General features: G+C 70.2%; 15 protein-coding genes. 12 read left to right on the top strand and 3 right to left on the bottom strand.

Features of this window, described 5'->3' with window-relative positions; translation table 11 throughout:
* Positions 1-13: 13 nt before the first annotated feature.
* The 7 genes from A5728_RS10955 to A5728_RS14560 all read left to right on the top strand — a co-directional run bounded on the left by A5728_RS10955 (position 14) and on the right by A5728_RS14560 (position 5,437).
* Positions 14-1,426, top strand: a complete 1,413-nt coding sequence (locus A5728_RS10955) for a TIGR01777 family oxidoreductase (RefSeq protein WP_064847114.1) — start codon at positions 14-16, stop codon at positions 1,424-1,426.
* A 108-nt stretch (positions 1,427-1,534) separates the two neighbouring features.
* On the top strand, positions 1,535-1,705 hold the full coding sequence (locus A5728_RS14270) for a hypothetical protein (protein WP_156523453.1): 171 nt from the start codon (positions 1,535-1,537) through the stop codon (positions 1,703-1,705).
* A complete protein-coding gene (locus A5728_RS10950; protein ID WP_064847113.1) occupies positions 1,699-3,246 on the top strand; it encodes a hemolysin family protein in 1,548 nt (515 codons plus the stop codon). Before A5728_RS14270 ends, A5728_RS10950 begins: the two co-directional genes overlap by 7 nt.
* Positions 3,243-4,322 (top strand): hemolysin family protein, encoded by a 1,080-nt coding sequence (locus A5728_RS10945; RefSeq protein WP_064847111.1) that lies wholly within the window; start codon positions 3,243-3,245, stop codon positions 4,320-4,322. The genes A5728_RS10950 and A5728_RS10945 overlap by 4 nt, the downstream gene beginning before the upstream one ends.
* The gene (locus A5728_RS10940; protein ID WP_064847109.1) at positions 4,319-4,885 is read left to right on the top strand and encodes a DUF3817 domain-containing protein; all 567 of its coding nucleotides are present in this window, start codon (positions 4,319-4,321) and stop codon (positions 4,883-4,885) included. The genes A5728_RS10945 and A5728_RS10940 overlap by 4 nt, the downstream gene beginning before the upstream one ends.
* Positions 4,886-5,077: 192 nt before the next feature.
* Positions 5,078-5,251, top strand: coding sequence for a hypothetical protein (locus A5728_RS14565; RefSeq protein ID WP_197493185.1), 174 nt, complete (start codon positions 5,078-5,080; stop codon positions 5,249-5,251).
* Positions 5,252-5,272: 21 nt separating this feature from the next.
* Positions 5,273-5,437: a hypothetical protein gene (locus A5728_RS14560; protein WP_197493184.1), complete on the top strand. Its 165-nt coding sequence runs from the start codon at positions 5,273-5,275 to the stop codon at positions 5,435-5,437.
* Between the two features lie 86 nt (positions 5,438-5,523).
* Here A5728_RS14560 and A5728_RS10935 read toward each other — a convergent pair whose 3' ends face one another.
* A complete protein-coding gene (locus A5728_RS10935) occupies positions 5,524-6,069 on the bottom strand; it encodes a TetR/AcrR family transcriptional regulator (protein ID WP_064847107.1) in 546 nt (181 codons plus the stop codon).
* A 173-nt stretch (positions 6,070-6,242) separates the two neighbouring features.
* On the opposite strand from A5728_RS10935, the gene A5728_RS10930 reads away from it, so the two are divergent.
* Positions 6,243-7,757, top strand: a complete 1,515-nt coding sequence (locus A5728_RS10930; RefSeq protein WP_064847143.1) for an MFS transporter — start codon at positions 6,243-6,245, stop codon at positions 7,755-7,757.
* Here the strand turns inward: A5728_RS10930 and A5728_RS14555 are convergent.
* Positions 7,684-8,199 (bottom strand): hypothetical protein, encoded by a 516-nt coding sequence (locus tag A5728_RS14555; protein ID WP_197493183.1) that lies wholly within the window; start codon positions 8,197-8,199, stop codon positions 7,684-7,686. The two genes, A5728_RS10930 and A5728_RS14555, sit on opposite strands and share 74 nt — an antisense overlap.
* A complete protein-coding gene (locus A5728_RS15135) occupies positions 8,145-8,567 on the bottom strand; it encodes an aminotransferase class I/II-fold pyridoxal phosphate-dependent enzyme (RefSeq protein ID WP_197493181.1) in 423 nt (140 codons plus the stop codon). The genes A5728_RS14555 and A5728_RS15135 overlap by 55 nt, the downstream gene beginning before the upstream one ends.
* On the opposite strand from A5728_RS15135, the gene A5728_RS14545 reads away from it, so the two are divergent.
* The 4 genes from A5728_RS14545 to A5728_RS10905 all read left to right on the top strand — a co-directional run bounded on the left by A5728_RS14545 (position 8,553) and on the right by A5728_RS10905 (position 12,199).
* The gene (locus tag A5728_RS14545) at positions 8,553-9,005 is read left to right on the top strand and encodes an EamA family transporter (RefSeq protein ID WP_197493179.1); all 453 of its coding nucleotides are present in this window, start codon (positions 8,553-8,555) and stop codon (positions 9,003-9,005) included. The genes A5728_RS15135 and A5728_RS14545 overlap by 15 nt on opposite strands.
* A gap of 12 nt (positions 9,006-9,017) precedes the next feature.
* Positions 9,018-9,431 carry an EamA family transporter gene (locus tag A5728_RS14540; protein ID WP_064847103.1) on the top strand — a complete coding sequence of 138 codons (414 nt, stop codon included), beginning with the start codon at positions 9,018-9,020 and terminating at the stop codon, positions 9,429-9,431.
* An 87-nt stretch (positions 9,432-9,518) separates the two neighbouring features.
* Positions 9,519-10,043: a DinB family protein gene (locus A5728_RS10910; protein ID WP_064847102.1), complete on the top strand. Its 525-nt coding sequence runs from the start codon at positions 9,519-9,521 to the stop codon at positions 10,041-10,043.
* 125 nt (positions 10,044-10,168) lie between these two features.
* On the top strand, positions 10,169-12,199 hold the full coding sequence (locus A5728_RS10905; RefSeq protein WP_231885622.1) for a M23 family metallopeptidase: 2,031 nt from the start codon (positions 10,169-10,171) through the stop codon (positions 12,197-12,199).
* Positions 12,200-12,429: the final 230 nt, after the last annotated feature.

The raw sequence follows: 12,429 nt of genomic DNA, 5'->3' as shown, positions 1-12,429 counted from the left end.
GGACAGCGCTGCCATGACACACCAGTACATCCATGAGACACGGTTGTCCCAACCCCGGGAGCGGGTCTTCGCGTGGCACGAGCGCCCCGGCGCCCTGCCCCGCCTGACCCCGCCGTTCGGTGGGGGCCCCGACCAGGTGCGCCAAGCACCGTCGGACGGGATCGAACCGGGCTCGGAAGCCAAGCTGGGGATCTCCGTGCCCGGGACGTTCGGCATGGTGCACCTGCCCTGGACAGCCGAACACGGTGAGTGGGATCCGCCGCGGTACTTCACGGATCGCATGGTCAGCGGGCCGTTGGGGGAGTGGGAGCACCGGCACGTCTTCGAGGAGACGGAGAACGGCGGGACCCTGGTCCGGGACCAGGTCACGGTGCGCCCACTGCCGGAGTGGGCGGGCAAGCTCAACGACCTGGGTGAGCGCGTGATGACGCCGCAGCTCGAGCGGATCTTCGCCTACCGGGAACGCCAACTGCGTGCCGACCTGGACTTCCACGACCAGCACGACGGGCCCCGGCTCACCATCGCGGTGGCCGGTTCCTCCGGGCTCGTGGGCACCCAGGTGTGCGCGCTACTCGAAACGGGCGGGCACACGGTGCTCCGCCTCAAGCGCGGCGGCGCCACCGGTGAGGGTGTCATCGGCTGGGACCCGGACGAAGGGGTGCTGAACCCGCACGATCTGGAGGGGGTCGACGTCGTCGTTCACCTGGGCGGCGAAAGTATCGCGACGCGTTTCACGCCCGCGAAGAAGCACGAGATCATGCGCTCGCGCGTGGACAGCACCAACCTGCTCGTGCGCGCGCTGGGCCAGGTGTCGGCCGAGAAGCGCCCGCGCGCGCTGGTGGTCGCCTCCGCGATCGGTTACTACGGCACCGGGCGGGGGGACGAGATCCTCACGGAGGACTCCGCGTCCGGGGACGGTTTCCTCGCGGAGGTGTGCCGGGAGTGGGAACGTGCCGCGCACGGGGCCGCCGTGTACGGCATGCGCGTGGTCAACGTCCGCACCGGTCTGGTGCTCTCACCCACGGGTGGCCTGCTGAAACCGCAACTGCCCCTCATGGAGGCCGGTCTGTCCGGGCCCATGGGCGGCGGGAAGCAGTGGCAGAGCTGGATCGGCCTGGACGACATGGCCGGCGCCGTGGCCCACCTTGCGCTGAGCGACGACGCCGAGGGCCCGTTCAACGTGGCCGCCCCCGAACCCGTGCGGCAGAAAGAGTTCGCCAAGACCGTGGCCGGTGTGTTGCACCGCCCCGCGGTGGTCCCCACACCCCTGGCCGGTCCCAAGGCCGTTCTGGGGGCGCAGGCCACCGAGGAACTCGTGGCGGCGAGCCACCGGGTGGACGTCGGCAAGCTCCTGGCCAGCGGGTACCGGTTCCGCAACGAGGACCTGCGCAGCTGCGCCGAGCACATCCTGGGGCGCACCCGCTGAGGCTGAGCCCGCCGCTCAGGTGTGAACGCGGAACACCGCGGGGGCAGAGCTCCACCGGTCGGGCGGTGTCCCTCTCCTCCCCGGGAGCGGATTCGGTATCCTTTTCCCGTGACATCTCAACACAACCGGCCCGCAGCGTACTTCGGTGCGCTCCCCTCGGCCGATGACAAGGAGTCGGACAGTCCCGGGCAGCGCCGCTGCTCCCCTGACATCCGCTCGTTCGGTTCCCCGTTCCCTTCCCGCGCCGATGCGGTGTGCATTGAGGTGAGCTGGTGCTGACTGCCTGGCTGCTCCTCCTCGTCTTTCTCCTGCTGGTCCTCGCCAACGCCCTGTTCGTGGCGGTCGAGTTCTCGTTCCTCACCGTGGACCGCCAAGCGGTCCAGCGCGCGGACGCCGAAGGCGACAAGCGCGCCAAGACCATCGAGCAGAGCCTCAAGAAGACCTCCACCAACCTTTCCGGTGCCCAATTGGGCATCACCGTCACGAGCCTCCTGGCGGGCTTCCTCACCGGTCCCAGTCTGGGCACCCTGTTCACCGAGGGCCTCGGGTGGACCGGCGTGCCCGACGCCGCTGCGGTGGGTATCGCGACCACCGCCGCGTTCATCGTCGCGACCTTCACGCAGATGGTGTTCGGTGAACTCGTCCCCAAGAACTGGGCCATCGCGGACCCCCTGCGGGTCACCCACGTGGTTGTGCTGCCGCAGAAGATCTTCATGGTGGTCTTCGGCTGGCTCGTGACCATGCTCAACAGCTCCGCGAACGCGGTGCTGCGCATGCTCGGTTTCACGCCCACGGAGGAAGTGGCCAACGCGCGCACCGCGGAGGAACTCGCGTCCGTGGTGAGCCGCTCCGGGCGTGAGGGCACGTTGGATGCGGGCACCGCGGAACTCGTGGCCCGGTCCATCGAGTTCGGTGACCGCACGGCCGCGGACGTGATGCGTCCCCGCCCCCGGGTCACCTTCCTGGACGCGGACGACACCGTGGAGCACATGCTGCTCACCGCGTCCGAGTCCGGTCACTCCCGGTTCCCCGTCACAGGGGAATCGGTGGACGACATCGTGGGCGTGGTGCACTACACCCACGCGCTCGCGGTTCCGTTCGAGGAACGCGCGGTGGTGCGCGTCGCGGACGTGTGCGTCCCCGCGGACGTGGTCTCCGAATCCATGACCCTGGACCCGCTCATGCGTCAACTGCGCAACAAGGGTCTGCAACTGGCCGTGGTCGTGGACGAGTACGGCGGCACCGCGGGCATCGTGACCCTGGAGGATCTCATCGAGGAGATCGTGGGGGAGATCGACGACGAGCAGGACACCCGGGTGCAGCGCTTCCGCCGCACCCGCGACGGTGGCCTGGTGGTCTCCGGACTGCTGCGCCCGGACGAACTGGGCGACGTGCTGCGCGTGGACATGCCCGAGGGCGAGGAGTCCGACACCCTGGGCGGTCTCATCGCCGAGGAACTGGACCGGCTGCCCAGCGTGGGCGACAAGCTCACCCTGGAAGCGATCGACCACATCCACCGCGACGACGACGACCTGCCCACCAAAGCGCAGATCCACCTGGCCGTGGTGCGCATGGACCAGCACCGCGTGGACCGCATCATGGTGCACCGCGAAGGCGGCAATCCGGACGAACGGGGCGGTTCGACGTCGTCCACGTCCTGGCGCCCACCCGGGCGACCGGACCCGCTGGGCGGTGAGAACCGCGACCCCGAGACCGCGGAGGAATTCCGGGTCTCGCACGGCGACCGTGTGGGCGCCGCCGGTTTCCACCGGGACGAGGACGTGTCCGTGGAGGACCCGCGTGAGGAGCAGCAGCGATGACCACGAGTACCGCCATCATCGTCCTGGTCCTGCTTCTGGCGGGCAACGCCTTCTTCGTGGCCAGCGAGTTCGCGATGGTATCGGCCCGCCGCGACCAGCTCGAACCCCGCGCCTCGGACGGATCCAAGTCCGCGAAGTACGCCCTCAAGGGCATTGAGAACGTGTCCGTGTCCCTGGCCGCCACCCAGCTGGGGATCACCGCGTGCTCCCTGCTGATCGGTGCCGTGGGCGAACCCGCGATCGCACACCTTATTGAGGTGCCCCTCGAGGCCGCGGGCGTGCCGTCCGCTCTGCTGCACCCGATCGCCCTGGCGATCGCGCTGCTGATCGTGACCTTCCTGCACATGGTCCTGGGCGAGATGGTGCCCAAGAACATCGCCATCGCGATCCCCAGCCGCGTGGCCCAGGTGCTCGGCCCCGTGCTGCACGGCTTCGTGGTGGTCTTCCGCCCCACCATCTGGGTCATGAACGAGACGGCCAACCACCTGGTGCGCTGGCTGTTCAAGGTGGAGCCCAAGGACGAGGTCGCCTCGGCCTTTACGTCCGATGACGTCCGCGGTTTCGTGGCCGAGTCCGGCCGTGAGGGCCTGCTCGACACCGACGAGATCCGATTGCTCACGGGCGCGCTGAACTTCGAGAACAAGACGGCCGGCGACGTCGCCCTGCCCCTCGCGGGCATGCGCACCGTCCCGTCCGACATCACCGTGGCCGGGGTCGAGCAGTTGTGTGCGGAGACGGGCTTCTCGCGCTTCCCCGTGCGGGACGTGAACGAGCGGCTCATGGGCTACGTCCACACGAAGGACGTGCTGGGGTTGCCGGAGACCGCTCGGGAGCAACCGATCCCCGCGGCCATCATCCGCCGCTTCGCGCGCGTGGCCCCGGAGGACAAGCTGCGCAAGGTCACCCGCACCATGCAGGCCAACGGCGCGCACTTCGCGCTGCTGGGCCAGGTGGCCCGGGACTCGCGCACCACGGACGAGTCCGTGTACATCGTGGCGCTCGAGGACGTGCTGGAGGAGCTTGTGGGCGAGGTCCGCGACGCCACCTCCAAAGCCGATCAGGACCCCGCCGCATGAGCCCGCGGAAGCTGTACCGGATCGCCGCGACCGCCGAGGCCGTCACGTGGGCGCTGCTGATCCTGGGCATGATCGCCAAGTACGGATTTGGTGCCGGTGACCTCCCCGTGCGCCTGGCCGGGGGGATCCACGGGTTCGTGTTCCTGAGCTACTGCGTCTCCACCGTGGTGGTCTGGACGGACCGGCGCTGGCCGGCCGCCACGGGCGTGCTGGGCCTCGTGCTCTCCGTGGTCCCGTTCGCCACGGTGCCGTTCGAGCGGCACGTGGAGCGCAAGGGCCTGCTCGCGGACGAGTGGCGCGTGGCCCCCGCGGGTCACGCGCGCACCGGGGCCGGCACCACGTCGGACGGACGGGTTGCGGGGGACGACGACGCCCGCGCCACCTCCGCCACCCCTGGCGGGGTCCCGAGCGGGCTGCGTGAGCCCGCCCGCACTCCCGCGGAGCGGCTGCTCGCGGTCATCCTGCGGTGGCCCGTGCTCTCCGCCCTGGCCCTGCTGGTGTTCGTGGTGGCGCTGTTCTCGGTGCTGCTCACCGCGGGCCCGCCCACCGAGTGGTTCTCCTGAGGGGAGCCCCACGGTGGCCCGCTCATCCCCTCGCATGATGCACACCGCAGGTCCTGTGGGACGTGATCGCGGGACTGGTCACCGGCGTGCTCCTGACCCTCGTGGCCTCCCTGGGCCCGGCGCGGCGGCACTCGACGGTCTGCGCGGCTCCCGCTCCGCCGACGGCATTCCGACGCCGCGCAGCGCCTCGACGTGCAGGAAGCCACCAAGCTGGAGGAGTCCGTCGCGAAGATCCTGCACGTGGGCACGGATGAGCTGGGTGGAGCCTTACTCGAGAAGGCCGGCTACGTGAACCTCCTGGACATCCTGCTCGCGGTCGTGCTGGCACTGCTCGCGGTGACCGCGGTGGGCCTGGTGGTGGGCTAGCTCTTCGGGATGCTGGGGGTGATGTCCCTGGTCGTGAAGGGGATGACCGTCCGGCCCGTGGTGCCGTGGGGTGGTTTTCTGCTCATCCTGGCCGGTGCGGTGGTGGTGGCGGTCATCGCCTCCGCGCTGCCGGTGCGACGGGCCACGAAGCTCAACCCGGTGGAGGGGCTGGCGCGGGTCGACTGACCCGATCGGTCCGGCACGGCGGCGCCCTGAACGGCCCCGCCACAAAGCCCCGGCTGAGTACCGCGAGGTGCTCGGCCGGGGCTTCGTCACGAGTCCCGCGCCAACCGATCCGCGGTGTCCAGCAGGCGCTGCAGGATCTGCTGCTTCTCCTCCGGGTCCTCCGGCAGCAGACCCATGGACGCCCGTTGGTAGAGCCCGTCCCCCATGCACTGCACGGCTGTGGCGATCATCGGGTCCCCCACGTCCTCGAGGACCACGCGGTACCACTCCCGGGTCACGCGCTCGCAGGTCTCTCGGGCGCCGGGCTCGCCGGACTGCACCATGCGGAAGGCCACCATGAGGCTGCGGTCCAGGGGGCTGTCCTCGTAGAGGGACGTGGCCAGGAACTCCCGTGCGGCACCCCGGGGGGATTGCGTGAGGCGGGTCAGGTCCTCGCGGGCCATCTCCTCGCACCGGGCCAGGGCGGCGTCCACGAGCGCTTGCCGGTGGGGGAAGTGGTAGAGCAACCCGCCCTTGGACACCCCCGCCCGGGCGGCGACGGCGTCCAGGGTCGCGGCACGTTCGCCCTCCGACAGCACGAGGTGTTCGAACGCGGTGAGTAGTTTCTCGCGGGCCACGGGTTTGCGGGGCATGGGTGTAGTGAACCTCACGGGGTGGGAATCATTGCCAGCCTAACCATGTTAACTGTACCGTCTAGACGGTAAAGACTTGGCGAGAGGCTCCTGTGAAGGAGCTCGGTACAACCGTGTACGGCTCGCACACCCGAATCCGCAGCTCTTCTCCCAGGAGGTTCCACGTGTCCGTGATGGTCGATCAACACCGCAAGGCCGATGCCCGTGGCTGGGCCGCCCTGGGCGCCCTCATGTTCCCGGTGCTCCTGGTCTCCGTGAACAACACCGCCCTGAGCTTCGCCCTGCCCGCGATCTCCGCGGGGCTGCGTCCCACCGCAGCGCAGCTGCTGTGGATCGTGGACATCTACCCCCTGGTCCTGGCCGCCCTGCTGATCCCCATGGGGAGCCTGGGGGACCGGATCGGGCGGCGGAAGATGCTCATCATCGGTTCCTCGGGCTTCGGCCTGGTCTCCTTGGGCGCGGCCTTCGCCCCGAGCGCCGAATGGCTGTTGGCCGCCCGCGTGGGGATCGCCGTGTTCGGTTCCATGCTCTTGCCCACCACGCTGTCCCTGTTGCGCACCGTGTTCCAGGACGATCGCCAGCGCAGCCTTGCCATCGCGATCTGGACGGCCGGGTTCAGCGCCGGCGCCGCCCTGGGTCCCATCGCCGGGGGCTTCCTGCTCAACCACTTCTGGTGGGGCTCGGTATTCTTGCTGGCTGTCCCGGTGCTGATCGCGTTCCTGATCGCGGCCCCGTTGCTGCTGCCCGAGTCCCGTAACCCCCACCCGGGACCGGTGGACCCCGCGTCCATCGTGCTCGCGATCCTGACCATGGCCCCGATCGTGTACGGCATCAAGACGATGGCCACGGGTGGCTCCGCTCTGCACGGTGTGCTGTTCATCGCCGTGGGTGCGCTGTCCGGGTTGTTGTTCGCGCGCCGCCAGGTGGTTAAGGACTACCCCATGCTGGACCTGCGCTTCTTCCGCAGCCCCCGGTTCTCGGGCGGGTTGTCCGTGAACGTGGTGTCCAACGTGGCGATGTTCGGGTTCCTGTTCTTCCTCACCCAGCACCTGCAGCTGGTCAGTGGCATGGACCCCATGACCTCCGGTCTGTTCATGGTCCCCGGGCTGCTGCTGGCGATCGTCGCCGGGCTCACCGCCGCGAAGCTGGCCTACACGATCGGATTGCGCAACGCCGTGGTGCTGGGTCTGTTGCTCGTTGCCCTGGGCTTCCTCCTGGTGTTCTTCACCGATCAACAGGCCTCGGCGCTGCCGGTCCTGGGTGGGTTCACCGTGATGAGCGCGGGTGTGGGTATCGCAACCACACTGTCCACCGACCTCGTGGTCTCGTCCGTGCCGGAACGCAAGGCCGGAGCGGCGTCGGCCGTGTCCGAAACCGGGTACGAGGTGGGCGCCGTGCTCGGCACCGCCGTGCTGGGTGGTGTGACCACCGCGTTCTACCAGGCCCACTTGGACCTGCCCGCGGCCCTGGATCCCGCGAGCGCGCAGGCCGCGCACGAGACGCTGGGTGGCGCCCTGGACGTGGCTGCTCAGTCGCCGTTGCAGGCTTCGATCGTCGACGCCGCCACGGCCGCCTTCTCCTCCGGCATGCAGTGGAGCTCGCTCGTGGGCGGTTTCATGGTGCTGGTCGTAGCCATGGTCCTGGTGCGCGTGCTCCGCGCGGACCGTCGCATGCCCCGCACCCACTGACCGGACCGCGGTGCTGTAGCGGTCCTCCTCGCACGAGTCCTTCGAGTCGATGGATGCCCGTGACCAGGTCCGCTGTCGTGGGCGCTGCTGCGTAGCTGAGGCGAACGCGCGGGACGTCGGGCTGGTCGGCGTGGAAGTAGGTGCCGGGGGCCAGCGCGGTGCCGCGCGCGAGGGCTGCCGAGAGGAACTCGCCCTCGTCGGTGCCCCGGGGAAGGCGCAGCCACAGGTGATAACCCCCGCGGGGGTGATCGGGGAGGACGTCTGCCCCTAGGGTCTCGACGACCGTGCGGACCGCCAGCCGCCTGCGCTGCGTGAGCGCCGTCTGCAACCGGGCCACGGACCGGATGTGGATCACCGTGCCGTCCGTCTCGAGTAGGACCAAGGGCTTCACGGGCGGGATGCCGTCGTCGAGGTAGTCCGGGCGCATCCCGTGCGCGTCCACGGGGAGCGACACCGTGCGCAACCCGCGGCGCGAGCAGCGGCGAGGGTCCCCGGATGCGTGGGCGCTTCCAGGGGCACGGGGTCACCCGGTGGGGCCACCGCCCGCATCGCGGTGGACAGGGCGGCCTGTCCGCCGATCCCGACCAACACGTCCTCGCGTCCCCGCCCCGCCCCGGGTCGGGACACCACCAGGCCACGCTGGGCGAGTAGCGCGCGTGCCCGGGACACGGGGGAGGCGCTCGCGCCGAAGCGGGTCACGAGAGCCCGGTGGGACGGTAGCCGCGTTCCCGTGGCACGTGATGTGATGTCCCGCGTCAGTTCCCGGGCGATGTCCTCGGAACTGCTACTTCGATCATGAAAGCTTGTCATAGCGCTACTGTTCCCACCGCAGTATCGGTTCGGGGCCCGGGACGGGCCGACGGCGTATGGGGCAATGGCCCCCTCCTCGCGTCCCTGGGTGTCGTCGCCTTCTCCCTGAGCTTCCCGGGCACGGTCTTCGCCCTGGGCGGGTTCGGACCCTGGACGGCCACCAGACTACGAGGCGCCATCGCAGCGGCACTGGCCGGGACCGCCCTCCTGCGGGCCCGCCCGCCCGTGCCCGCCCGTCACGAATGGGTGGGGATCACCGTGGTGGCACTCGGCTGCGCCCTGCGCTTCCCCTTGCTGACCACTCTGGCGCTGCAGACCACGTCCGCTTCGCACTCCGCGGTGGTCATCGGTGCCCTACCCATGGCTACCGCCGTCATCTCCACGCTGCGCACCGGGAACCGGCCCTCGTGGGCGCTCTGGTGTGTGGCCGCCACGTGAGGGGCGGGGGTCGTGGGATTCGCCCTGTTGCAGAGCAATGGGGCACCCGGCATCGGGGATCTCTATCTCGTGGCCGCCCTCGTGGTGTGCGCCGCGGGCTACGCGGAGGGCGGGAGATTGTCCTCCCGCATCCCCGGCTGGCACCTGATCGCATGGGGTGTGCTTCTGGCCGCTCCCGCGAACCTGGTCGTGACGATCGTTGCTGTGCCCATGGAACCCGTCCACCTCTCCGCGCGCGGTGTCGCGGGGCTGCTGTACATCGCGGCGGCCTCCCAGTTCCTGGGATTCGTGGTCTGGTATCGCGGCATGGCGCTGATGGGCATCGCCAGGGCGAGTCAACTGCAGCTGATGCAACCGCTTCTGACCCTTGTCTGGACCGTCCTGTTGCTCGGCGAACCCCTCCCGGATCCGACGGGGCACCCGTAGAGTGACAGGGAGCGGCGTCGTCGGATCGGAAGTCACCGGACCGGGCGGGCGACGTGGATCGTCGGCACGAGGAAGTGAGGCGCGGGCATGAGCGCACTGGAACTGATCACGGACGCCGCGCAGCGGCCCCTGGAGGCGGCGCGGGCCGCCGTGGAGGGGGCCTCCGCGGACATCCTCAACGAGATGCCGCGCGGTGAACTGAACTCCATGTCCTGGCTCGTGTGGCATGCGGCGCGGCAGCAGGACGCCCAGGTCGCGGAGCTGCGCGGAGCGGAGCAGGTGTGGCGTTCCGGCGGGTGGTGCGAGAGGTTCGGGCTGGACCGCCCATGTGAGGACTTCGGCTTCGGGGACGATCCGCAGGCCGTGGCGAGCGTGCGCGTGGACGACCCCGAGTTGCTGCTGGGCTACCTCGAAGCCGTCACGGACACCACGGCCGAGTACGTCCGTTCACTCTCGGAGGCCGAGTTGGACGAGGTCATCGACGATTCTTGGGATCCGCCCGTCACACGGGGTGTGCGGATCGTGTCCGCGATCGACGACGCCGCCCAGCACGTGGGGCAGGCCGCCTACGTCCGCGGGCTGGTCGAGCACGGCTGGTCCGGGAAGTACTGAACACGCGGGGATCTTAGTCTTCATGCAACTACATGGACACCACCGGTTCACCTACACTGGCTGTACTGACTATCGGGCCGCGGGCTAACGGTGCCGAAGTCCATCCCGGGAGACACGATCGCCTCATGACTCGTTCACGCTCACGCGCCGCGGCGGCCAGGAAGCCGTCCATGGCGCTGACCGCCTTCACGTCCTTCTCCATGCTCGTGGCCGTGAGCGTCGCGCTCAGCAACGGCACAGAAACCGCCCCTTGGCAGCCCGCCATGGCCCACGACGCGCAAGGCCCCCAGCGCCCGGGCGTTCCCGCTCCCGCCGATGACGCCGCGCAGCCGGCTCAGGCGTCCCTGTTCGCCGTGGTGCCGGACCAGGCGGCGATCGCCGCGTCCCACGACGTTCCGGTGACCGCCCCGGGCACGTTCGTCCGCAATGCGGTGGAGATCGCTCCCGGGGGTTCCGGTCCCCGAGCCTCCGGAGCCGGAGGCGCGGGCGCTGCCGGATCCGGAAGCGGTTCAGGCTCGAGCGGCTCCGGGAGCGGCGCGGGGGACACGTCCCCCGTGGCACCGAGCACGCGCGCTCCGGCGACCTTCGAGGGTGAGCTGCCCGTCAACACCATCATCGCCCCGGCCCAGCCGGTGGTCGTGCTGGACGGTGGCCGCTTCGGATGGCGGATCGCCCCGGACACCAAGCAGAAGGACTTCCACAACGGCACGGACATCTCCGTGCCGGAGGGCACACCCGTGGTAGCCGCCCTGGACGGCACCGTCACAGCGGTCTTCTGGGACGTGTGGGGTGGCAACCGGGTGGAGGTCACGCACACGGACGGCATCAAGACCACGTACAACCACCTCAAGGACGTCATGGTGCGCGTGGGGGACACCCTACGCGCCTCCGAACAACTGGGCACCGTGGGGCAGACGGGTCTGCGTGTCACCGGCCCCCACCTGCACTTCGAGATCTGGGTTCACGGCAAGGTCGCGGATCCGGAGTCCTTCGACTGGGAGACCGGCAAGGGTGTCATCCCCGCGTCGCGCGCGCCGTATTCCGCGGAGGACCAGGCCGCGATGCAGCCTCCCGTGGATCCGCACGCGGAACCCGGTACCGATTCCGGTCCCGCACCGGCCGACGTTCCCGACGCAGATCACGAACGCGTGATGGCACTCGGCCGGAAGACCCCGCAGCCGGCAGCGGCGTCGTCGAACTCCGGAAAACCGGCCGCCGCGAAGCAGACGTCCGGCGAGAAGGCCGGGAACGACGCCAAGAAGTCCGCGCCTCAGGCTGCGCCGGCCACGAAGGCACCTGCCAAGAAGGGGCCCGCTCACGAGTCAGGGTCGACGACGACGCCGCGCCCGAACACGACCCCGTCCGGAGCATCCACGCCAGGCAGGTCCGAGCAGACCCCGGGAAGACACGACTCCGGCGCCGAGAAGCCGGGGGACAAGACTTCCACGCCGACCCCGTCGCAGTCCGGTGGTTCCACGGGTGAGCCGAGCGATCCGGGCAAGCAGAAGCTCGACCCGAGCGGCTCCCCGACTCGGAGTGCTACGCCGACCCCGTCGAAGTCCGGTGGTTCCGCGGGTAAGCCGAGCGATCCGGGCCAGCAGAAGCTCGACCCGAGCGGCTCCCCGACTCCGAGTCCTACGCCGACCCCGTCGAAGTCCGGTGGCCCCACGGGCACCCCGAGTGATCCGGGGAATACCCTGCCCACCCCGAATCCGTCGACGTCCGGGCGCCCCAAGTCACCGGGGCACACCGAGCCGGGCAGGGATCCCAACCCTCAGCCGAACGTGCCCGGTGTGGATCCCTACACCGCGCGCGTGGATCAGCTGACCACGCTGGAGCAGGTGCAGCAGCGCACGCAGCACCTGCTGGCCACGCAGTTGGTGCTGACCCCGGCTCAGCAGTTCGGACCCGCCACGCAACTGAACACCCAGTTGACCTTGCTGTCCCAGCGGCTCACGGGTTCCAAGCTGGCCGCCGCGGATCCGTCGTTCGCCGCGCAGCTGAACAAGACCCAGCACGCGGTGGCGGCGGCCTCGGCGAAACCGGCGGACAAGAAACTCACCGCGGCGGCCACAGCCGAGCTGGCCACGCTGCAGAAGCTGGTGGCCGATGCCCCGCCGTATCAGCCCCCGGCTCCCTCTGCCAAGGACGGGTGAGGATCGGGGTTCCACCTCCCGCCCGTAACGGCGGTGGGTACCCGTGGACCGGCGATCCCGCCCACAGCGGCGGGTGACACCCCGGTGTTCCGGACATAGAGGTGCTTACCCGAAGGGGCCCCCCCCCCGCCCCCGGGGGGGGCCGGGGGGGGGGGGGGGGGGGGGGGTGGGGGGGGCCCCCCCCCCCGCCCCGAGGGGGGGGGGGGGGCAAGGGGGGGGCCCCGCGCCGG

This window comes from Kocuria sp. ICS0012 (genome assembly GCF_001665945.1).
Classification (GTDB): domain Bacteria; phylum Actinomycetota; class Actinomycetes; order Actinomycetales; family Micrococcaceae; genus Kocuria; species Kocuria marina.
This window is presented reverse-complemented; position numbering and strand designations above follow the sequence as displayed.

What these genes read in the sequence shown, in the direction of transcription:
- A5728_RS10955 (WP_064847114.1), top strand. Translation starts at nt 14, where the DNA reads ATGACACACCAGTACATCCATGAGACACGGTTGTCCCAACCCCGGGAG.
- A5728_RS10945 (WP_064847111.1), top strand. Translation starts at nt 3,243, where the DNA reads ATGACCACGAGTACCGCCATCATCGTCCTGGTCCTGCTTCTGGCGGGC.
- A5728_RS10940 (WP_064847109.1), top strand. Translation starts at nt 4,319, where the DNA reads ATGAGCCCGCGGAAGCTGTACCGGATCGCCGCGACCGCCGAGGCCGTC.
- A5728_RS14560 (WP_197493184.1), top strand. Translation starts at nt 5,273, where the DNA reads ATGTCCCTGGTCGTGAAGGGGATGACCGTCCGGCCCGTGGTGCCGTGG.
- A5728_RS10935 (WP_064847107.1), bottom strand. Translation starts at nt 6,069, where the DNA reads ATGCCCCGCAAACCCGTGGCCCGCGAGAAACTACTCACCGCGTTCGAA.
- A5728_RS10930 (WP_064847143.1), top strand. Translation starts at nt 6,243, where the DNA reads ATGGTCGATCAACACCGCAAGGCCGATGCCCGTGGCTGGGCCGCCCTG.
- A5728_RS14545 (WP_197493179.1), top strand. Translation starts at nt 8,553, where the DNA reads ATGAAAGCTTGTCATAGCGCTACTGTTCCCACCGCAGTATCGGTTCGG.
- A5728_RS15135 (WP_197493181.1), bottom strand. Translation starts at nt 8,567, where the DNA reads ATGACAAGCTTTCATGATCGAAGTAGCAGTTCCGAGGACATCGCCCGG.
- A5728_RS10910 (WP_064847102.1), top strand. Translation starts at nt 9,519, where the DNA reads ATGAGCGCACTGGAACTGATCACGGACGCCGCGCAGCGGCCCCTGGAG.
- A5728_RS10905 (WP_231885622.1), top strand. Translation starts at nt 10,169, where the DNA reads ATGACTCGTTCACGCTCACGCGCCGCGGCGGCCAGGAAGCCGTCCATG.